The organism is Actinomadura barringtoniae, from assembly GCF_017573505.1.
Lineage (GTDB): Bacteria > Actinomycetota > Actinomycetes > Streptosporangiales > Streptosporangiaceae > Spirillospora > Spirillospora barringtoniae.
This window is the reverse complement of the sequence record NZ_JAGEOJ010000016.1, coordinates 227087-246139: the sequence shown is the minus strand read 5'-3', so window position 1 is coordinate 246139 and position 19053 is coordinate 227087. Positions and strand designations below refer to the sequence as shown.

Annotated in this window: 23 protein-coding genes; 14 read left to right on the top strand and 9 right to left on the bottom strand. The window is 70.8% G+C overall.

Annotated features, from left to right (window positions below):
- Positions 1–165 precede the first annotated feature (165 nt).
- Positions 166–888 carry a lysophospholipid acyltransferase family protein gene (locus J4573_RS35950; RefSeq protein ID WP_208260542.1) on the top strand — a complete coding sequence of 241 codons (723 nt, stop codon included), beginning with the start codon at positions 166–168 and terminating at the stop codon, positions 886–888.
- Positions 889–896: 8 nt separating this feature from the next.
- Positions 897–2066 (top strand): MacS family sensor histidine kinase, encoded by a 1170-nt coding sequence (macS, locus tag J4573_RS35945; protein ID WP_208260541.1) that lies wholly within the window; start codon positions 897–899, stop codon positions 2064–2066.
- Between the two features lie 63 nt (positions 2067–2129).
- On the opposite strand, the gene J4573_RS35940 is transcribed toward macS, so the two are convergent.
- Positions 2130–3794: an AAA family ATPase gene (locus J4573_RS35940; protein WP_307797165.1), complete on the bottom strand. Its 1665-nt coding sequence runs from the start codon at positions 3792–3794 to the stop codon at positions 2130–2132.
- 160 nt (positions 3795–3954) lie between these two features.
- Here J4573_RS35940 and J4573_RS35935 point away from each other — a divergent pair, with 160 nt between their 5' ends.
- Positions 3955–4125 carry a hypothetical protein gene (locus J4573_RS35935; protein WP_208260540.1) on the top strand — a complete coding sequence of 57 codons (171 nt, stop codon included), beginning with the start codon at positions 3955–3957 and terminating at the stop codon, positions 4123–4125.
- Here J4573_RS35935 and J4573_RS35930 read toward each other — a convergent pair.
- Entirely contained in the window at positions 4088–4363 is a 276-nt protein-coding gene (locus J4573_RS35930) for a hypothetical protein (protein ID WP_208260539.1), read from the bottom strand. The genes J4573_RS35935 and J4573_RS35930 overlap by 38 nt on opposite strands.
- Positions 4364–4514: 151 nt before the next feature.
- Between J4573_RS35930 and J4573_RS35925 the strand changes: the two genes are divergently transcribed.
- The 4 genes from J4573_RS35925 (at position 4515) to J4573_RS35910 (ending at position 7553) form a co-directional block, all read left to right on the top strand.
- Positions 4515–5150, top strand: coding sequence for a response regulator (locus J4573_RS35925; RefSeq protein ID WP_208260644.1), 636 nt, complete (start codon positions 4515–4517; stop codon positions 5148–5150).
- A 95-nt stretch (positions 5151–5245) separates the two neighbouring features.
- A complete protein-coding gene (locus J4573_RS35920; RefSeq protein WP_208260538.1) occupies positions 5246–6259 on the top strand; it encodes a TIGR04222 domain-containing membrane protein in 1014 nt (337 codons plus the stop codon).
- On the top strand, positions 6256–7077 hold the full coding sequence (locus tag J4573_RS35915; protein ID WP_208260537.1) for an MbnB/TglH/ChrH family RiPP precursor modification enzyme: 822 nt from the start codon (positions 6256–6258) through the stop codon (positions 7075–7077). Before J4573_RS35920 ends, J4573_RS35915 begins: the two co-directional genes overlap by 4 nt.
- Entirely contained in the window at positions 7074–7553 is a 480-nt protein-coding gene (locus tag J4573_RS35910) for an SCO6045 C-terminal-like domain-containing protein (RefSeq protein WP_208260536.1), read from the top strand. Before J4573_RS35915 ends, J4573_RS35910 begins: the two co-directional genes overlap by 4 nt.
- Here the strand turns inward: J4573_RS35910 and J4573_RS35905 are convergent.
- On the bottom strand, positions 7517–7921 hold the full coding sequence (locus J4573_RS35905) for a thiol-disulfide oxidoreductase DCC family protein (RefSeq protein WP_208260535.1): 405 nt from the start codon (positions 7919–7921) through the stop codon (positions 7517–7519). The genes J4573_RS35910 and J4573_RS35905 overlap by 37 nt on opposite strands.
- A gap of 144 nt (positions 7922–8065) precedes the next feature.
- On the opposite strand from J4573_RS35905, the gene J4573_RS35900 reads away from it, so the two are divergent.
- The 3 genes from J4573_RS35900 to J4573_RS35890 all read left to right on the top strand — a co-directional run bounded on the left by J4573_RS35900 (position 8066) and on the right by J4573_RS35890 (position 10567).
- Positions 8066–9091: a 6-phosphofructokinase gene (locus J4573_RS35900; protein WP_208260643.1), complete on the top strand. Its 1026-nt coding sequence runs from the start codon at positions 8066–8068 to the stop codon at positions 9089–9091.
- A gap of 73 nt (positions 9092–9164) precedes the next feature.
- Complete coding sequence (locus J4573_RS35895; protein ID WP_208260534.1) at positions 9165–9644, top strand: macro domain-containing protein; 480 nt, start codon at positions 9165–9167, stop codon at positions 9642–9644.
- Between the two features lie 125 nt (positions 9645–9769).
- Positions 9770–10567, top strand: coding sequence for a hypothetical protein (locus J4573_RS35890; protein ID WP_208260533.1), 798 nt, complete (start codon positions 9770–9772; stop codon positions 10565–10567).
- A 103-nt stretch (positions 10568–10670) separates the two neighbouring features.
- Here J4573_RS35890 and J4573_RS35885 read toward each other — a convergent pair whose 3' ends face one another.
- Both J4573_RS35885 and J4573_RS35880 read right to left on the bottom strand, forming a co-directional pair.
- The gene (locus J4573_RS35885; protein ID WP_208260532.1) at positions 10671–11423 is read right to left on the bottom strand and encodes an acyl-CoA thioester hydrolase/BAAT C-terminal domain-containing protein; all 753 of its coding nucleotides are present in this window, start codon (positions 11421–11423) and stop codon (positions 10671–10673) included.
- Positions 11424–11433: 10 nt separating this feature from the next.
- Positions 11434–11835 carry a VOC family protein gene (locus tag J4573_RS35880; protein WP_208260531.1) on the bottom strand — a complete coding sequence of 134 codons (402 nt, stop codon included), beginning with the start codon at positions 11833–11835 and terminating at the stop codon, positions 11434–11436.
- Positions 11836–11977: 142 nt separating this feature from the next.
- Here J4573_RS35880 and J4573_RS35875 point away from each other — a divergent pair, with 142 nt between their 5' ends.
- A complete protein-coding gene (locus tag J4573_RS35875) occupies positions 11978–12649 on the top strand; it encodes a class I SAM-dependent DNA methyltransferase (RefSeq protein ID WP_208260530.1) in 672 nt (223 codons plus the stop codon).
- Here the strand turns inward: J4573_RS35875 and J4573_RS35870 are convergent.
- Positions 12636–13118, bottom strand: a complete 483-nt coding sequence (locus J4573_RS35870; protein WP_208260529.1) for a GNAT family N-acetyltransferase — start codon at positions 13116–13118, stop codon at positions 12636–12638. The genes J4573_RS35875 and J4573_RS35870 overlap by 14 nt on opposite strands.
- Positions 13119–13198: 80 nt before the next feature.
- On the opposite strand from J4573_RS35870, the gene J4573_RS35865 reads away from it, so the two are divergent.
- From J4573_RS35865 to thiI, 3 genes are all read left to right on the top strand, one after another.
- Positions 13199–13846: a hypothetical protein gene (locus tag J4573_RS35865; protein WP_208260528.1), complete on the top strand. Its 648-nt coding sequence runs from the start codon at positions 13199–13201 to the stop codon at positions 13844–13846.
- Positions 13846–14172, top strand: coding sequence for a hypothetical protein (locus tag J4573_RS35860; protein WP_208260527.1), 327 nt, complete (start codon positions 13846–13848; stop codon positions 14170–14172). Before J4573_RS35865 ends, J4573_RS35860 begins: the two co-directional genes overlap by 1 nt.
- A 70-nt stretch (positions 14173–14242) precedes the next feature.
- On the top strand, positions 14243–15469 hold the full coding sequence (gene thiI, locus J4573_RS35855) for a tRNA uracil 4-sulfurtransferase ThiI (RefSeq protein ID WP_208260526.1): 1227 nt from the start codon (positions 14243–14245) through the stop codon (positions 15467–15469).
- Positions 15470–15516: 47 nt separating this feature from the next.
- Here thiI and J4573_RS35850 read toward each other — a convergent pair whose 3' ends face one another.
- The 3 genes from J4573_RS35850 to aroF form a co-directional block, all read right to left on the bottom strand.
- Complete coding sequence (locus J4573_RS35850; protein WP_208260525.1) at positions 15517–16407, bottom strand: DUF5954 family protein; 891 nt, start codon at positions 16405–16407, stop codon at positions 15517–15519.
- A gap of 171 nt (positions 16408–16578) precedes the next feature.
- On the bottom strand, positions 16579–17511 hold the full coding sequence (locus tag J4573_RS35845; protein ID WP_208260524.1) for an EamA family transporter: 933 nt from the start codon (positions 17509–17511) through the stop codon (positions 16579–16581).
- Positions 17512–17900: 389 nt separating this feature from the next.
- A complete protein-coding gene (gene aroF / locus J4573_RS35840) occupies positions 17901–18941 on the bottom strand; it encodes a 3-deoxy-7-phosphoheptulonate synthase (RefSeq protein ID WP_208260523.1) in 1041 nt (346 codons plus the stop codon).
- Positions 18942–19053 lie beyond the last annotated feature (112 nt).

The window sequence follows — 19053 nt, the reverse complement described above, 5'->3', positions numbered from 1 at the left end:
TGAGCGCGCCGGGGGCGCCGGGCACCGCGGCGGAGCTGTGACGGAGCAGGGGCCGCGCGGTGTGGGCAGCGGGCGTCCGAGATGGGAAGATGTGCCATCATCCCCGGTTTCCGGGGAAGAAGACTTGCGCGCCGCATGCACACGCGGTCGGAGAAAGGTGTCGGCATGCTCTGGTTCTGGATCCTTCTCAGGATCACTCTCTCGCCCATCATGTATCTCGGGTGGCGGCCGCAGAACCGGGGCATGAAGAACGTCCCGAAGCGGGGGCCGGCGCTCCTGGTGAGCAATCACCTGTCGTTCGCCGACCACTTCTTCGGGCCGCTCCCGCTGATGCGGCCGATCTTCTTCATCGGCAAGGGCGAGTACTTCACCGGCAAGGGCATCAAGGGCTTGATCAGCAAGGGCTTCTTCACCGGCGTGGGCGTGGTCCCGGTCGACCGCACCGGCGGCAGCGCCGCCGAGGCCGCGCTGCAGACGGGCCTGCGGATCCTGAACGAGGGCAAGCTGCTCGGCATCTACCCCGAGGGCACCCGCGCCCCCGACAACCGCCTCTACCGGGGCAAGACCGGCGTGGCGCGGCTGGCGCTGAAGTCCCGGGTCCCGGTCATCCCGATGGCGATGATCAACACGTTCGAGCTGATGCCGCCCGGCAAGCCGCTCCCCAAGCTGGGGATCCGCCCGGGCGTGCGGTTCGGTGAGCCGCTGGACTTCTCGCGCTACTACGGCTCCGAGGACGACCGCGAGGTGCTCCGCAAGATCACCGACGAGATCATGCAGGCGATCCGCGAGCTGTCCGGCCAGGAGTACGTCGACCGGTACGCCGCCGACGTCAAGGCCGAGCTCGCCGGCAAGGAGCCGCGCCCGCCGTCCGACGACGACGAGGACTGACACCGCCGATGGGGTTGGAGGTCGCGCTCTGGCGGGCGGTCTCGGTCTATCGCGCGATCGCGCTGCTCTACGCCGCGGTCATGATCATCAAGAACTTCCGCGGCTACGCCCACCCGTGGGCCGGCTGGGCCGTGCTCGGCGTCATGACGGCCTGGACGCTGTACGCGACGTTCGCCTACCGCGCGCCGCAGCGCCGGAAGTGGCCACTGCTGACCGCCGACCTCGCGGTCGCGGCGGCCTGCCTGCTGTCCACCTCCTACGTCGAGACCGAGCGGAACCTGATCAACGGCAGGCCGACGATCCCGGTCTCCTGGGTGGCGGCGGCCGTGCTGGCCTGGGCGGTGGTCGGCGCCAAGCGTCTCGGCGTGACCGCCGCGCTGATCCTCGGCGTCGTGGGGATCATGGTCCATGTGGTCGCCGGGACGGCCGACCACCTGACGCCCAGCACGCTCAACGGGATCGTGCTGCTGTTCATGACCGGGCTGGTCGTCGGGCACGTCGTCAAGCTCGCCCTGGATTCCGAGGCTCGGCTGGCGCGTGCGGTCGAGATCGAGGCCTCCACGCGCGAACGCGACCGGCTGGCCCGCGGCATCCACGACTCGGTGCTCCAGGTCCTGGCGATGGTGCAGCGGCGCGGGAACGAGATGGGCGGCGAGGCGGCCGAGCTCGGCAGGCTGGCGGGAGAGCAGGAGGCGGCCCTGCGGTCGTTGATCAGCTCTGGGAGCCGTACGGCCCGGCCGGCGCTCGCCACGCCGGGCGCCCGTTCCGCCGCCGGGCAGCGGGCAGGAACGGACCTGGTCCCGCTGCTCACGGCCCGTTCGGCGGCGGCCGTGACCGTGTCGACGCCCGCCACGCCCGTGCTGCTGCCCGAGCACACCGCGCACGAGATCGACGCGGTGGTCGGGGCGGCGCTCGACAACGTCCGGCGGCACTGCGGACCCGGCGCCAAGGCGTGGGTCCTGCTGGAGGACGGACCGGGCCCCGACGAGGTGACGGTCAGCGTCCGCGACGACGGGCCAGGCATGGAGCCCGGCCGCCTCGCCGAGGCCGCCTCCGACGGCCGCCTCGGCGTCGCGCAGTCGATCCAGGGCCGCATCCGCGACCTTGGCGGCACCGTCTCGATCGTCTCGGCGCCCGGCGAGGGCACCGAGATCGAGTTCACCGTCCCCGCCGGGTGATCCGCCCGCCTGAGGCTCTGTTTCAGGGGGGCTGAGACCCGGTCTCAGGACGGGGTGCGGGTCTCAGGATGAGGTGCGGGCGCTCTCCCGTTCCGGCGGCTCGGGGATCTCCGGCGGTTCGGGGATCGCGGGCAGGCTGAGCTGGATCGACGAGCGGCCGCTGTGCGCGGCCAGCGCCGCCTGGTGGTAGGACTCCAGCTCCCGCCGGAACTCGGGGTCGGCGTAGATCCGGCCGTCCACCAGCGGGCCCTCGCGGCCGTCGATGACCGCCAGCACGTCCTCGCCCTGCAGCGTCTTGTGGGTCTCCAGCGCGTGCGCGACGGCCAGCACGGCGGCCCATTCCTCCTCCAGCATCCGTTCGACCCGCTTCAGCAGCGCGCCGAGCTGGTCCTCGATGCGGTCGGCGAGCTGCTTGCGCATCTCCTTCTCGGCCTCCTTGGCGCCCTTGCCGCCGCCGCCCGGCGTGCCGACGCCGAGCTGGTTGGACACGGCGTGGGAGGAGATCGTGGAGCCCATGCCCCAGTAGCCCTCCATCAGGGAGGCCACCCGCGTCGCCGACTCCAGGTCTCCCGAGACGCCCGACGAGCTGTCGCCGCCGAAGAACATCCGTTCCCCGGCCAGCGAGGCGAGCGACACGAGGATGTCGGACTGGTACTCGCTGCGCCACTGGGTGAACTGGTCCTCGACCGGGATGCTGGCGACCATCCCCAGGTACTCCGCGCCCTTCTCGATCGTCGCGATGTCGATCTCCAGGTGGCGGCGGGCCCGGATGGCGACGACCGCGTGGCAGGCCTCGTGGACGGCCGTGGCGTGCCGCTCGCGGTCGTGGTACTCCACGCCCTCGGGCGGCCCGAGGCTCTTCAGCTGCTTGGCCTTCATCACGTCCGCCCAGGTGATCACCTCGCGGCCGGAACGGATCGCGGTGATGAGCGCCTCGTTCACCAGGTCCTTGATCGTCGCGCCGGTCGCGTACGGGGTGATGGTGGCGAGCTTGTCGATCTCCTCGCGGGACAGGTCGTGGCGCACCTTGGAGAAGTAGCCCTCGTACGTGCGGACCCGGCCCGCCTTGGACGGGTAGCCGACCTTGTAGATGCGGTCGATGCGGCCCGGCCGCAGCAGCGCCTCGTCCAGCGCCTCCGGCATGTTGGTGGCCATCATGACCAGGATCCGGTACTTGGGCGGAGGCTTGGGCTTCATGCCGAGGAGCCTGCGGCCGTAGCGGTTGAGCATGCCGCGCGGCTTCTTCAGCCCCGACAGCTCGGTCAGCAGGGCCTGGAGCGTTCCGGGGTCGCCACTGGAGCCGTTCATCCCGCCGCCCATGAAGAAGCGGTCACGCCCAGGTGGTTCCTCTGGAACGAGCGCGTCCCGGGCCAGCTGCCAGCGGGTGTCCGCAGAAAGGTAGGACATGCCGTGGCAGCCTCCGGCGCGGAACGCGGCAGGGGCGGCGCCGACCGGGCGCCCTCCCGGCCCCACCTGCGCGAGAGAGCCTCGTCGGCCAAGGGAGTCGGCCTCGTCGAAGAAGACGATGACGCCGCCGTACCGCAGGGCCAGCTTGCGCAGCTTGCGGAACAGCGACTTCACCTTCAGTACGCCGATGCCCATGAACATCTGGATGAACGCGCCCGGGTCCACGAAGACGTACGGATGCCCTGTCTCGCCGGCGACCGCCTCGGCCATCAGGGTCTTTCCGGTGCCGGGCGGGCCCCACAGCAGGATGCCCCCGGGCACATAACCGCCCTTGTCCTCGATCTCGCTGGGCCGCTCCAGGAAGACGATGTTCTCCTCTCCAGATCGTGTTCCTGTTCTTCATCATCATCATCCAGTTCGTAGGGATGTTCTGGTTCCTGTCGCGCGGCGGCGTGGACACCTACTGACCGTTCTGTGGTTCGTGCTCGTGTGGGCTTCGATGGCCGACAACCCGCTGCTGCCGTTCGGCGACGCGATGCGGATCCAGGCGAAGTCGGCCTCGTGGGTGTTCGTGCTGATGGGCCTGGAACTGCTCCGGCAGGTGCACTTCTTCCTCAGCGAACGGTGGGCCCGCTATCGATGGACCAGGTGAGCTTCGGACGGAGCCGGGCCGAGGCCGAGTCGGGGTCCTCGTTGGCGAGGCTGGCGTCGAGCGTCTTCTGGTCGATCTTCTGCCATTCGGCCGGGACCTTGAAGTAGGTCTTCTCGGCCGAGTTCTTCACATAGTGGTAGCCGGGGGATCCACACGCCGACAGGGCCATGACCAGCGCGACGAGCGATGCCATGACCGGTGGGCCGGGCGGGACCGCGCGCGCCGCGCCTCGCGCCATGAGGCCTCCGAGGGGATATCAGAGGGTGACTCTTGACCTGTTTATGCCCTCAATTGCGTATTACACCCTGATCGCGGTTAGATCACGCGGTTATTTCGGTGGCCAGGGCTGGCCTAGGGTGTGCCACGTGAGCGAGGTTCCCCTCAGGGTGATGGTGGTCGACGACCACCCGATGTGGCGTGAGTCGGTGGCCCGTGACCTGGCCGAGGCGGGGCACGAGGTGGTGGCCACCGCGGGTGAGGGCCGTACCGCCGTGCGCATCGCCGCCGCCGCGCGGCCGCAGGTGGCCGTGGTCGACCTGCAGTTGCCCGACATCAGCGGGGTCGAGGTCACCCGGCATCTGGCCGCCGCCGACCCGCCCGTACGGGTGCTGGTGCTGTCGGCGAGCGGTGAGCAGCAGGACGTGCTGGAGGCCGTGAAGGCGGGCGCCACGGGCTATCTGCTGAAGTCGGCCGCCCGGGAGGAGTTCCTGGAGGCCGTCCAGCGCACGGGCGAGGGCGAGGCGGTCTTCACCCCCGGGCTGGCAGGGCTCGTCCTGGGGGAGTACCGGCGACTCGCTTCCGCGCCCAAGCGGGAGGACGACGACGCCCCGCGGCTCACCGACCGCGAGACCGAAGTGCTGCGGCTGGTGGCCAAGGGTCTCACGTACAAGCAGATCGCCCAGCGCCTGGTGCTCTCCCACCGCACCGTGCAGAACCACGTCCAGAACACCCTCAACAAGCTTCAGTTGCACAACAGGGTCGAGCTGGTCCGCTACGCCATAGAGAAGGGCCTCGACCAGGAGTGACGTAGTCGGGGGAAACCGGATTCGCTCGCGGCGCATCTATGGGGTTAGGCGCATCGCAACAACGGAGCCGGTGCTCGTGGTGACGAGGAGGGCGCATGGGGCCGTCCAAGGGCGACCTTTGGGGGATCTCCGACCAGACGTTCCTCATCGCCTACGCCTCCGCGGGCGTCGTCTGCCTGGTCCTCGCTCTGGCGGTACGGATCGCCGTGCGCGGCGGGCATCCCGCCACCCGTGAGATCCATCCGTACGAGGCGTCCTACCTCACCGGGGGCGGCCGGCACGCGATCGCGACGTCGCTGATGGCACTGCGCCTGGACGGGGCGGTCGACGTGACCCCGGACGGGCAGGTGTGGGCCGCGGGTCCGCTCCGTACGGCGACCACGCCGCTCGACCAGGCGATTCACGCCGCCGTCCAGCGGGGTGAGGGCGGCACGACGGCCAGGCTGACCGTTGACGACGGAGTACGGCAGGCGATCGAGGACCTGCGCGACGGGCTGGCCGTGCAGGGGCTGGCGCTGAGCAAGAGTGGGCGCCGCACCGTCTACCTGGCGTCGTTGCCGCTCAAGGCGGTGATCCTCCTCGGCCTCGTCCGCTGGGTCTGGATGATCTTCGATCACCACATGTCGGCCAGGGCCTTCCTGGTGTTCCCGGTGATCTTCGTGCTGGTGGCCGCGTTCAACCTCGTCGGCGGCAAGGACCGGGAGACGACCCGCGCGGGCAGGGCGGCGCTGCGCGAGCTGGCCGAGCGGAACGCGCACCTGGACCCGAAGATGTCGCCCGCCTGGGCCACGTACGGCATCGGCGGCGCCGCGCTCGGGGTCGCGCTGTTCGGCACGGCCGCGCTGATGAGCATCGACCCCGCGTTCAGCCAGACGATGGGCCTCGGGCGCTACCTGCAGCTGGCCGGGAGCTCGGCGTCCTCGGGCTGGTCGGGCTCGTCGAGTTCCTCGTCGTCGGGCGTGGTGTGCTCCTCGACCGCCTCGGTCTGCTCGTCGAGCGGCTGCGGCGGAGGGTCCAGCTGTGGCGGTGGCGGGTCGAGTTGTGGCGGCGGGTCCGGGTGCGGATCGAGCTGCGGTGGCGGATCGGGTTGCGGAGGTGGAGGCGGATGAACGACGTGCCAGAGCTGGGTGTCGGGATCGGCTGGCGGCCGGAGATCGCCGGGTTCGTCAAGGACCTGCCCGCCCTCCGCTTCACCGAGGTGGTCGCCGAGTCCGTGCACGAGGGACACCCTCCTGCGGGCCTGCTCGAACTGCGCGATCGCGGCGTGCGGGTCGTGCCGCACGGGGTGAAGCTGTCGCTGGGCGGCGCCGAGCCGGTCTCGCCCGACCGGGTGCGGCACCTGGCCTGGGCCGCCGAGTTCCTGCGGGCGCCGCTGGTCAGCGAGCACATCGCGTTCGTGCGCGCGGGCGGGATCGAGGCCGGGCACCTGCTGCCCGTGCCCCGCACCCGCGCCTCGCTGGACGCGCTCACCGGCAACATCCGGCGCACGCAGGCCGAGCTGCCGGTCCCGCTGGCCGTCGAGCCGATCGCCGCGCTCTTCGACTGGCCGGACGCCGAGTACGAGGAGGGCGACTTCCTCACCGAGCTGGTCGAACGGACCGGCGCGTACCTCCTGCTCGACGTCGCCAACGTGTACGCCAACGCGCGCAACCGGGGCGAGGACCCGGCCGCGCTGCTGGACCGCCTGCCGCTGGAGCGCATCGCGTACTGCCACGTCGCGGGCGGTCAGGAGCACGGCGGCCGCTACCACGACACGCACACCGCCGCCGTGCCCGGCGAGGTACTCGACCTGATCAAGGAGCTGTGCGCGCGGCACACCCCGCCCGGCTTCCTGCTGGAACGCGACGGCCACTACCCGCCCGCCGACGAGCTGCGGGCCGAGCTGGACGCGATCTCCGGCGCCGCGAGCCTGGAGCCGGTCACATGACCGACCCGCAGCCGCAGGAGGTGCAGGAGGTGCAGGAGGCGCTCGTCACCGACCCGCAACTGCTGGCGGCGCAGGAGGCGCTCGTTCAGGCGATCACCGCGGGCGGGCCGCTGCCGCCCGGCTTCGACGAGGGCGGCGTGCGCGCCGCCGCGCGCAGCATCCTGCTCAAGCGCGCCGGGGAGGTCGGCCGCGCGTGGCCGGTCCTCGCCGAGTCGTACGGAACGGACTGGCAGGAGACCTTCGTCGCCTGGGCCGCCGACCGCCCCACCAAGGGCTCGATCCGCGACGCCTGGGACTTTGCCAGGGCCCATCGTTCAGAGCTCAAGCCCGCCGCGGCCCGCGAGCTCGCGTTCACCGAGATGCGCTGGCACTACGACGGCGAGAGCGAGCCCCGGCCCCGCCGCTTCGCCGTGCGCTTTCTCGGTACGGGCCTGGCCGTTCAGCTGCGAGGCCGCGTGCGGTTCGTCGGCCGCTGATCGGCCGGAAGCGCGCAGGCGGGCGTTCCGCCCGGCAGCCGATACCGGTTGTTGGCGATCAAGCGATACAGCCCGTGCGCGACCCACCGGAACGGTGGCAGCCGCCCGATCGCCCCCAGCACCCGCCACGCCCCACCAGCGTCGATCAGCAGCATCGCGACGGCCTGAGCCCCGCCGTAGGTCCGCTCGTCGGCGGCGATCCACACGACCTCGTGCGCCGCCTGCTCCTCGCTCACGCCCAGCGCCGGCAGGTCCGCGAACTGATACGCGACGATCTCGGCCGTGCTCGGAACGTGACGCTCGATGAACTGCACGGAACGCGTACAGAAACCGCAGTCCCCGTCGTACACAAGCACCGGTGAGGTCATGCTCGCCATCCTCCACCCTCCGCTATGGTCTAGACCAATGTGGGCGTGCCCGACACGGCTCGGCGATTGCCGTGTGGACCTCTGCCCGCATCACTACGCTTGGCCGCAACCACTAAGGAGGGCCTGTTGACCGAGCAAGAGGGCATGCGCGTCGGAGTGCTGACCGGCGGAGGTGACTGTCCCGGCCTGAACGCCGTCATCCGCGCCGTCGTGCGCAAGGGCGTCCAGGTCTTCGGCTATGAGTTCGTCGGCTTCCGGGCCGGCTGGCGCGGTCCGCTCGAGGGCGACACCATCGCGCTCGACGTTCAGGCCGTCCGGGGGATCCTGCCGCGCGGCGGCACGATCCTCGGCTCGTCCCGCACCAACCCGATCAAGGTCGAGGGCGGCATCGAGCGCATCAAGGACAACCTCGCCGGCCTCGGCGTCGACGCCCTGATCGCCATCGGCGGCGAGGACACCCTGGGCGTCGCGCGGCAGCTGTACGAGAACGGCGTCAACGTCGTCGGTGTTCCGAAGACCATCGACAACGACTTGAACGCCACCGACTACACCTTCGGCTTCGACACCGCGGTCAACATCGCGATGGAGGCCATCGACCGCCTCCACACCACTGCCGAGAGCCACCACCGCGCGCTGATCTGCGAGGTCATGGGCCGCCACGCGGGCTGGATCGCCCTGCACGCCGGCATGGCCGCGGGCGCCAACGTGATCCTGATCCCCGAGCGCCCCTTCGACATCGACAAGGTCGTCGAGTACGTCGAGAGCCGTTTCAAGACCCGCTACGCGCCGATCATCGTGGTCGCCGAGGGCGCTCACCCGCGCGAGGGCCAGATGGACGTCCGGACCGGCGAGCTCGACGCGTTCGGCCACGTCCGCCTCGGCGGCATCGGCCAGCGCCTCGCCGACGAGATCGAGAAGCGCACCGGCAAGGAGGCGCGCGCCACCGTTCTCGGCCACATCCAGCGCGGCGGCACCCCGAGCGCCTTCGACCGCGTCCTCGCCACCCGCTTCGGCCTCCAGGCGATCGACGCGGTCCGCGACGGCGACTTCGGCAAGATGGTCTCCCTCCAGGGCACCGACATCGTCCGCGTCGACCTGGAAGCCGCCACCGCCGAGCTCAAGACCGTCCCCATGGAGCGCTACGCAGAAGCCGAGGTCTTCTTCGGCTGACCGGCACTCCCGAACGCCCCGCAGCTCCGGCCGCGGGGCGTTTCTGTCGGTACACCCCGCTACCGTCCACCCCATGGGGCAGATCGACTACATCAGGGGCGACGCGACGAGCCCCCAGGCCAAGGGCCCCAAGGTGATCGCGCACGTGTGCAACGACCGCGGCGGCTGGGGCAAGGGCTTCGTGCTGGCGATCTCCAAGCGCTGGCCCGAGCCCGAGGCGGCCTACCGCGCCTGGCACCGCGAGCGCGCCCGCAACGACTTCGAGCTGGGCGCGATCCAGCTCGTTCAGGTGACCCCCGACACCTGGGTCGCCAACATGATCGGCCAGCACGGCACCAAGACCGGCCGCAGCTCAGGCCCGCCCATCCGCTACGAAGCCCTTCACGAGTGCCTCCGCAGCCTGGCCGTTCAAGCGAGAAACCTCAAGGCCGGTGTCCACATGCCCCGCATAGGCACGGGCCTGGCCGGCGGCCAATGGCGCCGCATAGAACCCTTCATCACCGACGAGCTCACAACCCGCGGCCTGCCCGTCACCGTCTACGATCACGACTGACGCGCACCAGGCTCTGGGCGCCTGACGCTCTAGGGTTGAGGTTCGGTGAAGGCGGGCTTCGTCAGGCGACAGCGCCGTCTAGCCTTGTGGGGAAGAGGTCTTCTCTGGCTGAGGAGATGTGGACGATGTTGAGCCGGGACGAAGTCGGCGCTGTGGTGGTGTTGCTGGAGGGGCTGGCCGCGCAGCACCCAGACGATCCGCTGAGTGCTGTGGCGGTGCGGGTCGCGGAGGCCCTCCATGGGCGAGTGGAGGACGAAGCCGACACCGGTCTCGATCCAGAACACGACCAAGGCCCGCGCCGTGATTCCGACGCGGTCGCCGAGGCCGGGCGGCGCCGGAAGGTCGGCCGATCCCGTGACATGGCCGCCGAGGCCCGGGACGACGCGGCCGAGGGCCGTGACGAACGGGCCGCGGTGCGGGCCGCGCAAGCCGTCGAGTCCGCGCAGGTGGCCGAGGCCTCCGCCGAGCGGATGTTGGAGCTGTTGCGCCTCGCCGAGCTGCGTGACGACCGCGCCGCCGGCCAGCCGATCGACCGGCGAACGCCGGAGCAGCAACGCTCCGACGAGGAGGACCGCGCCTCCAACCGCGTCGATCGCGCGGCCCTGCGGGCCTTCCTGCTGACCTTGCGGGTGGACCGGGAGGCCGAGGGACGAGCCCGGCACGCCGACGCGCAGAACCGGTTCGCCGCACGCCGGGACCGTACGGCCGCACGCGTCGACCGGGAGGCGGCGGAAGACGACCGCGAACAGGCGCTCGTCGACATCGAGGAACTGGCGGAACGGCTCAACTGGACCAGGCAGAACATCATCTCGATCATCAAGATCATCGAGCGGGCCGAACGCCTGGACCTGACCAAGACCGATCCGGCCGCGCTGGGCGAGCTCGAGGCCATAGCCCGGAAGGCCGCCCGGTCCGGCGACTAGCGGTCCGGCTCGGCAGCCTTGATCCGCTCCGTGGAGGTCCGCCCCTCCGGGCGTGCGCGCTTCCAGTCTCGTGCCGGGGCCCAAGCCTGCGCGCCCGGAGGCCTCACCAGGCGAGGGCTTGGAGAACGTGGGGCCAGGCCATCGCCCCGAGGGCGCGATCGGCTTCTGGCGTCCCCCCGTGCAAGAGGCGGCTCGGCGGAGGCGGATCTTCACCCGGAAACAGGACCCGGTGTCCGGCCGACGGATGCGTCATGACCGAGACCGGGCGCCCGGCCTCACGGCGCCGACGACTCAGGTCATCGATGAAGCGGCACGACGGCCAGAGGGCGTCGGCGCCCCCGCCGATGAGGAGCAGGTCGGCGGCCGCGCGTTCAACCGGGATCGCGGCCTCAGGGGCCGCCGACTCCAGGCTTCGCAGATACAACGACGCGTACGAGACCGGCTCGGGCCCCGGCTGCCACGTCTCGTCGTACGGAACGAAAGGCAGCGGGCGTCCCCGCCACGTCCACGAGGACCGCGGCGGCCGACCGCCCAGCCCCTCCCAGACCACAGAGGACGGCGAGACGGCGATGACGCTGTGGATTCTGGGGTCGAAGCAGGCCGCCAGCAGCGCGGCCTCGGCTCCCTTGGACGTTCCCAGCAGGCTGACGCGGCCTACTCCCATGTCCAGGAGGTCATCGACGGCACTGGTGATCGTCTCGATGGGGACTTCGGAGATGCTGGGCTGCCGGCCGGGGCCACCCCACCAACGCAGAGCGAGGGCGGTCACCCCGGAGGCCGCCAAGATGAGGGCACGAGGCGTGTCCACCCGTCCGCTCGACCCGGCCAAGACGATGACGCCGACCTCGCTGAGCACGGCGCCTCACTCAGCCCTGGTAGAGGTCGACGTGGTTACCGCCGGGGTCTGCCGCGTCGACGTCCTCTACGAGGAGGCCGAACTTGGCGGGGCCGCCTGGCCAGGGGCGTCGAGCGGGGTTGGCCACCGTCAGGAGGAAGAAGTCGTCGTCCGGATAGGTGCCGAGCTGGCACGAGCCGATGTCCTCGTTGTAGGCGGCGTCGAAGGCGTCACGGTAGAAGGCGATGGAGGCCTGTAGGCCGTCGGCCACGATCGTGACCTGGGTAATGCGGCTGGCCTTCACGGGAATCCCCTTCACTATGTAGCGGTCGACGGTCTCGATGAGCGGGGAGAGCGAGTCGGCAACGTTCTGCAGGCGTTGGCGATGCTCCGTGAGGACGGCTTCGACGCCGCGCTCGTGAACGGCTCGCATGGTCGCGATGGGGACTTGGAGGCGGCGCAGTGTGGCGTAGAGACGAGCTTCGGGGATCTGGGCGGGGGAGTAGCGGCGGTAGTTGGTGTGGGGATCGACGTGGGCCGGGGTGAGCAGGCCTACGACGAGCGAGAAGGCTCCGATGCTCAGTCAAGTGGTGGAGGGTGGGGTTATGGAGGAGGAGTTCTTGCGGGCTACTCGGGCTTCTTATGACTTGATGGCGGGGGAGTTCGCGGAGTGGATTGAGGGGGAGCTGGCGGTTAAGCCGCTGGACCGGGCGATGCTTCGGGGGTTCGCCGAGCTTGTGCGGGGGCCGGTCGCGGATGTGGGGTGCGGGTCCGGGCGGATTACGGGGTTCCTGGTGGAGCTGGGGGTTGATGCCTTTGGGATCGACCTGTCGCCGGAGCTGGTGAGGCTCTGTCGGGAGAGCTATCCGGGGTTGCGGTTCGAGGTTGGGTCGATGTTGGATTTGGGGCTCGAGCCGGGGGCTCTGGGCGGGATTGTGGCCTGGTATTCGATTATTCATGTGCCTCAGGAACGGTTGGCCGGGGTGTTCGGCGGGTTCTTTGAGGCGTTGGGTGTTGGTGGTTATCTGCTGGTTGCGTTCCAGGTGGGGGACTCGGTGGAACACAGGACTCGGGCGGGGAGCCATGCGGTGGATCTTGAGTTTCACCATCGGCAGCCTGAGGATGTCGCTGGGCTGCTTGAGCGGGCCGGGTTCGAGGTGCGGGCTCGGCTCGTGCGGGAGGCGGATGCGGGGGACTATCCCGAGGACTCGCCGCAGGCGTTCCTGCTGGCCGTCAGACCTGCTTGACGTAGCGGTGAACGGGGACGTCGATGGGGCCGTTCGGGCCCACGGCCGGGTAGTGGAACGGGCCCTCGTCGGTCCAGCCTTGGCGTTCGTAGAAGCGGCGGGCGCGGGCGTTGCCGGCCACGACCGCCAGCCAGGCCTGGGCGTGGCCGTTCGCGCGGACCAGGCGTTCGGCCTCGGTGAGGAGTGTTGAGGCTACGCCTGAGCCTCGGTGATCCGAGGAGACGTAGACCTGTTCCACCTCGTCGCCCACGACCATGATGAAGCCGGCGACCTGGTCGTCGACGGTCGCGACCACGGTGTCGTCCACGCGCTGGGGCGCGCGGGTCGCGAAGGATTCGGGGCCGCGGACGGCGACGAGCTCGTCGGGCACGTGACCGACGTGGCCGTCGCGCCAGCCGTGCAGCCAGATGCTCGCTACGGCCTCGGAGTCGGCGAGGGTCGCGGGCCGGACGGCGACGTTCCCTGACATTGGCTCAGTCTAGGCATCGGCGGTGCTCCTGCGCGGGTTGAGACGCGTCTTGATCACGGGTGAATGCGGAGGACGAACCGATGGCCAAGACGGTCGTTGTCCGGCAGCGGTGGGCGCTGATGAGGGTGTTCCCTTGGTCGGCGCCGATGTTGGCCGGGGCCGGGATCTGGATGGTGGTGCTCGCCGGTTGGCCGGCGACCAATGATGGGCCGATGGGGTTCATCATGGCCTGGCCGGTGGTGGCGTTCGCTGTCCATGCGTCCATCCCGCGCAGAGGCTTCGAGATGGACGCGGCGGGCGTGCTGGTGGGACGGGCTGCCGAGAGGCTTGGTTGGAGCTCGATTTCAGGGGTGCTCGTCGTTGATCTGGGTGGCGGGCGCTCGTGGGCCGGGTTGCGGAGGCCACAGAAGAAGACCGGTTCGAAGGTCGCGGATGTGAAGGAGCGGCTGAGTGAGCTCCCTGCGCCGCCGCGATTCAGGCAGGCCGGTGGGAAGGTGAGCGTGCTGCGGCTTGATCTTGGCCGGTGGGCGACGCTCGACGGGGACCGGGTGGAGCCTCGGCGGCTGGCTGAACGGTTGGAAGGGGTCGCCCGGATTCCGGTGCGGCTGGTGGTCGCGGAGGACCATGGTCGGCTGAGGGTTCGGGCCGGGTTCGGGCCGGGTTCGGGTCGGTGGCGCTGTCGGTGGCGTTCGTGGTCGTGTGGGTGGGAGGGATCGGGTTTTTCTTGATGCGCGTGCTGATCGCGTGGGAGTCCAGCGCGTGGGTGCTCGCCCTCGCGTACGCGGCGGTGTTCCTGCTGGCGCTCGTGGAGTACGGACGGCCGCCCGTGGTGGCCGCGGTGGAACGGGACGGGCTGTGGTTCGGGACCGAGTACCTGCCCTGGGACGACGTCGAGGCCGTGACCGTGACCCCGGAACGGGCCGAGGTGCGGGTGAGGTCGGCGGAGAAGGCGGTGCGGAGGTCTGTGAAGGTGGATCCGGCGCGGTTCGCGGAGGCCGTTCAGGCGTACGCGCGGGTGGATGTGGTGGGGGTCACAAGGGGAACAGGTTTGTGAGTCGCGGCGTTGCCGTTCCTGGGCCACACTAGATGGTTCATCCCCTTTCGGTTTGCCAGGAGGAGTACGCATGACCACGCTCGACGCCGCGCCTCAGGTGGTCGCGGAGCCCACGGCGGTGGACGGGGAGCCCTGCGTGCTGATCAAGCTCGGCGAGGTCGTGCTCAAGGGGAAGAACCGGGAGCTGTTCGAACGGCGGCTGGCCGACAACGTGCGGACGGCGGTGCGGCCGATCGCCCGGGTGGACGTGATCCGGCGGCACGGGGTGTTCATCGTGCGGACCAAGGACGCCACGGTGGAGGTCGTCGACCGGCTGGCGGAGCGGATCACCGATGTCATGGGCATCGTGTGGGCGCACCGGGCCTGGCGGGTCGGCAAGGACGTGGCGAGCGTCGAGCGGGCCGCGCTGGAGCTGATGGCCGGGCGGCAGGGGTCGTTCGCCGTACGGACCAAGCGGCGGGACAAGCGGTTCCCGCTGACCTCGACGGAGCTGGACCGGCTCGTCGGGGGCAAGATCAACGACGTGTACGGGCTGCCTGTCAAGCTGAAGGGGCCCGACATCACGGTCTCGATCGAGATCGACCGGGACGAGGCGTTCGTCTTCTCGGGCGGGCTGCCCGGGCAGGGCGGGCTGCCGGTCGGGATGAGCGGCCGGGCGCTGGTGCTGATGTCGGGCGGGATCGACTCGCCGGTGGCCGCCTACCGGATGATGCGGCGGGGGCTGCGGGTCGACTACCTGCACTTCTCGGGGATGCCCTTCACCGGGCCTGAGTCGATCTACAAGGCTTATGCGCTGGTCCGGGAGCTGGACAAGTTCCAGGGCGGGTCGCGGCTGTTCGTGGTGCCGTTCGGCAAGGCCCAGCAGCAGATCAAGTCGTCGGGCGCGGACAGGCTCGCGGTGATCGCCCAGCGGCGGCTGATGCTCAAGGTCGGCGAGGTGCTCGCGCGGCGGATGAAGGGCGCGGCGCTGATCACCGGGGACGCCCTGGGGCAGGTCAGCAGCCAGACGCTCACCAACATCACCGCCCTTGACGACGCGGTGGAGCTGCCGATCCTGCGGCCGCTGGTCGGCATGGACAAGACCGAGATCATGGACCAGGCGCGGAAGATCAAGACGCTGACGATCTCCGAGCTGCCCGACGAGGACTGCTGCACGTTGCTGGCGCCGCGGCGGGCCGAGACGCGGGCCAAGATCGACGACCTGAAGCAGATCGAGAAGCGGCTCGACGTCGCGGAGCTGGCCGACCAGCTCGCGGACTCGATCCAGGAGCACCGGCCGGTCTTCGGCGACTCCTGAGCGCGACTCCTGAGGGCGATTGCTGAGGGCGGTTCCTGAGGCCGGGCCTAGTCCGCGGTACGGGGCGGCTCCGGGCCTTCGGGGCTCATGAGGGTGATCCGCTCGATGCGGATCACCCGGAAGCGGCGCCCGGCCACCGCGATGCCGTTGCGGCGGGACTGGTCGATGAGCAGGTCGGCCGCCTCGGCGTAGTCGGCGGCCTCCTCCTCACCCGGGTGCTCGACGGCGGGCACCACGTGCCGGAAGTAGGTCGCCAGAGCCTGGCGGGCCTCCTGAGGCGTGTCGTGCAGGCGGCCCACCGGGCGCCAGCGGCCGCCGGTCTTCTCCGCCATGGTGAACGCGGGCGTCAGCAGCACCGGCGTGAGGTAGGCCTCGGACGGCTCGCTGCCCGTTCGCGCGGTCGCGTCGAGCAGCTGGCACAGCAGCTCGGCCGTCGCGGTGTCGGGAACGTCGTGCCCCATCGGCAGCATGTCGTACGACCGGGCGGGCAAGGGGCGGCGGTCGGCGGGGTGCGGGTCCAGGTCGGTGGGCCGCGGCGGCTCGGGTCCGTCCGGGCCGGTCCGCACGGCCTGCTCGATCCGTACGATCCGGAACCGGTGCCCGGCGACCCGCAGCTCGTCGCGCGGCTCGTTCTCCAGGCTGCGCGCGGCGGCGAGAAGCTCGCGGGCCTCGGTGGCCCCGGCCAGCGCGGCGCGGTCGCCCAGGTGCTCGGCGAGCAGTTCGCGGGCGCCCTGGGGGAGGGGATCGCACGGGCAGACGACCTGCCATCCGTTCGCCATCTCCTCGGCCGCCGCGAACAGCGTGCCGACCACGATGAGCTCGGGATAGGCGGCGATGGAACGGCAGGCGTCCGCGAGCATCACCGCTGCGACGGGGTCCACGCCGTCCAGGTCCTCGGGAAAGAGCCGCCCGCCGGCGTCGCCATCGCCCGTTGTCATGCGCGACATCATCCTCGCCGGAACCCCTTCTGGCGAGTGGTTCTGAGCGAAATTTCAACTAGATCTGAGACGGGTCCCAGGCGACGTCCAGGAAGCGCCCCGGGCCGCCCGCGGGTCACGCCTGAGGCATGACCCGGCTCGGGCCCGGGGCCCTTCCGGTGGTCCCGCCGGCTACCTGCGCGAAGGCGCCATCAGCACGACCAGACTGCCCGCGAGCAAGGCCAGCCCGCAGAGCGCGACCCCGCCGAGATGCTCGCCGAGGACCGCCAGGCCCAGGACCGCCGCGACGGCGGGCTCGGCCAGCGTGAGGGTCGTCGCCGTCGTCGCGGGCGTGGTGCGCAGGCCCCGCGCGAACAGCAGGTAGCCGCCGGTCGTCGTGACCGCGCCGAGGTACAGCGCGATCAGCATGCCGGTGCCGTGCAGCGTCCAGCCCGGCGAGCCCGCCAGCAGCACGGGCAGCAGCACGACCGCCGCCATCCCGAACAGCGCGCCGACGACGGCCCGGTCCTCCTCGCCCCGCGAGATGAACGTGGAGGTGATCGTCGCGTACACCGCGTAGGAGAAGCCGGACAGCAGCGCGAGGCCGATCCCGACCGGGTCGGCGCCGGCGTCCTGCCCGCCGCCGACCAGCGCGGCGCATCCGGCGACCGCGCCGGCCGTCGCCAGGCCCCAGCGCCGGGTGAACGCCGCCTGCCGGGTGATCAGGCCGAGCAGCCCGGTGAACACCGGCCCGCTGCCGAGGGTGACGACCGTGCCGACCGCGACGCCGGTACGTGCGGCGGCGCTGAAGAACGCCGTCTGGTAGACCGCGATCGCGGCGGCGCCGAGCACCAGCAGCGGCCAGTTGCGCCGCGCGGACACCAGGCGCCGCAGGCCGGCGCCGCGCGCGGTGCCCGCGGCGACGGCCAGCAGGATCAGGCCGCCCAGCACGATGCGGACGGCGGCGATCGAGACGTTGGACGCCTCGGGGACATAGGTGCGGATGGTCCCGGTCGTGCCCCACAGGCACGCCGCGAGCAGGATGTCGGCTGTGTTGGACCTCCTCCCCGACCTGGCTCCTCGCCTGGCGGCTCGGAGCCAATCGGGAAGGGCCGAGCGCGACATCGCTTCGCGATCTGAGCGCGAAACTTCGCCTTCGGCTCGTTCCACGCTCAGGTAGCGCGCTCGCGCGCGCATGAGAGTACGTACGGACAACGGAGGAACGCTCCTGAACTCGAATCGGAAAGGGATCCGGGTCCGGGGCGTGCTGGGACCGGGCCGGGCGCAGAGGGCCGCGCTGTCAACGCGCGGGCCGCGCCGGGCCTAGAGGGAACTCAGGGTGAGAGTCGCAGCGCCCCGGTCAGGAGCGGGGCGGGCCACAGTTCGGGGTCCAGTAGCTCATGATTGGTCACCTTACCAGCCGCCGTGACCACCGACCGGGGTCGCCGGTCCACCGTGATCACGGCGCGGGATGAGGAAAAGGCCTGGTAAGGCCGGTGAGGACCGGGGCCGGGCTAGGCGGGGACGCCGTCGGGGGTGCCCGTGAGCGTGCGGCCTACGAGCGGGGGCAGGTCCCGGACGATCTTGGCGAGCTCGCGCACGTCGCCGTCCACGAGGGCCTGCGGGCCGTCGCACAGAGCGGTCTCCGGGTGCGGGTGCACGTCGATGATCACACCGTCCGCGCCGACCGCGATGCCCGCGCGGGTGAGCGGCAGGACCAGGTCGCGGCTGCCGCCCGAGTGCGACGGGTCGATGATCACCGGCAGGTGCGAGAGCCGCTGCGCGACCGGGACCGCGGAGATGTCCAGGGTGTTGCGGGTGGCCTTCTCGAACGTGCGGATGCCGCGCTCGCACAGCACGATGTCGAGGTTGCCGCGCTGCGCCACGTACTCGGCGGACATCAGCCACTCCTCGATCGTGCCGCTCATGCCGCGCTTCAGCATGACCGGCTTGCCCGCCTCGCCGGCGGCCTGCAGCAGCGCGAAGTTCTGCGCGTTGCGGGTGCCGATCTGGAGCATGTCGGCGTACGAGGCGACCAGCTCGACGTCGTTTGCGTCCACGACCTCGGTGACGACCGGCATGCCGGTCTCCTCCCGGACGTCGGCGAGGATCTTCAGCCCGGCCTCGCCGAGCCCCTGGAAGGCGTACGGCGAGGTGCGCGGCTTGAACGCGCCGCCGCGCAGCAGCGTCGCGCCCGCGGCCTGCGCCATCTGCGCCGCGAGCAGCGTCTGCTCGGGCGTCTCGACCGCGCACGGCCCGGCGATCAGTGTCATCGTGCCCGGCCCGATCGGCACCCCGCCGACCCGGACGACCGACCGCTCGGCGTGGTGCTCGCGGCTGACGAGCTTGTACGGCACGGAGATCCGCACCACGTCGGTGACGCCGCGCATGCCGCGCAGGTTGAGCGAGCCGAACTGCTGCACGTCGCCGACGAGCCCGATGATGGTGCGCTCCACCCCGCGGCTGACGAACGCGTCGCCGCCCGCCGTCTCGACCAGTGAGACGACGGCCTGGATATCGGCTTCGCTGGCCTCCGGGGCCATGACTACCACCATGATCGTTGCCTCTTCCTCATCCCGAAATCCCGATGTCCCGTGGGCGGGTGCCTCCACCCGGCGGGCCCCTGAAACGACGAAAGCCCCGGGCCGTAGCGGCCCGGGGCTCTTC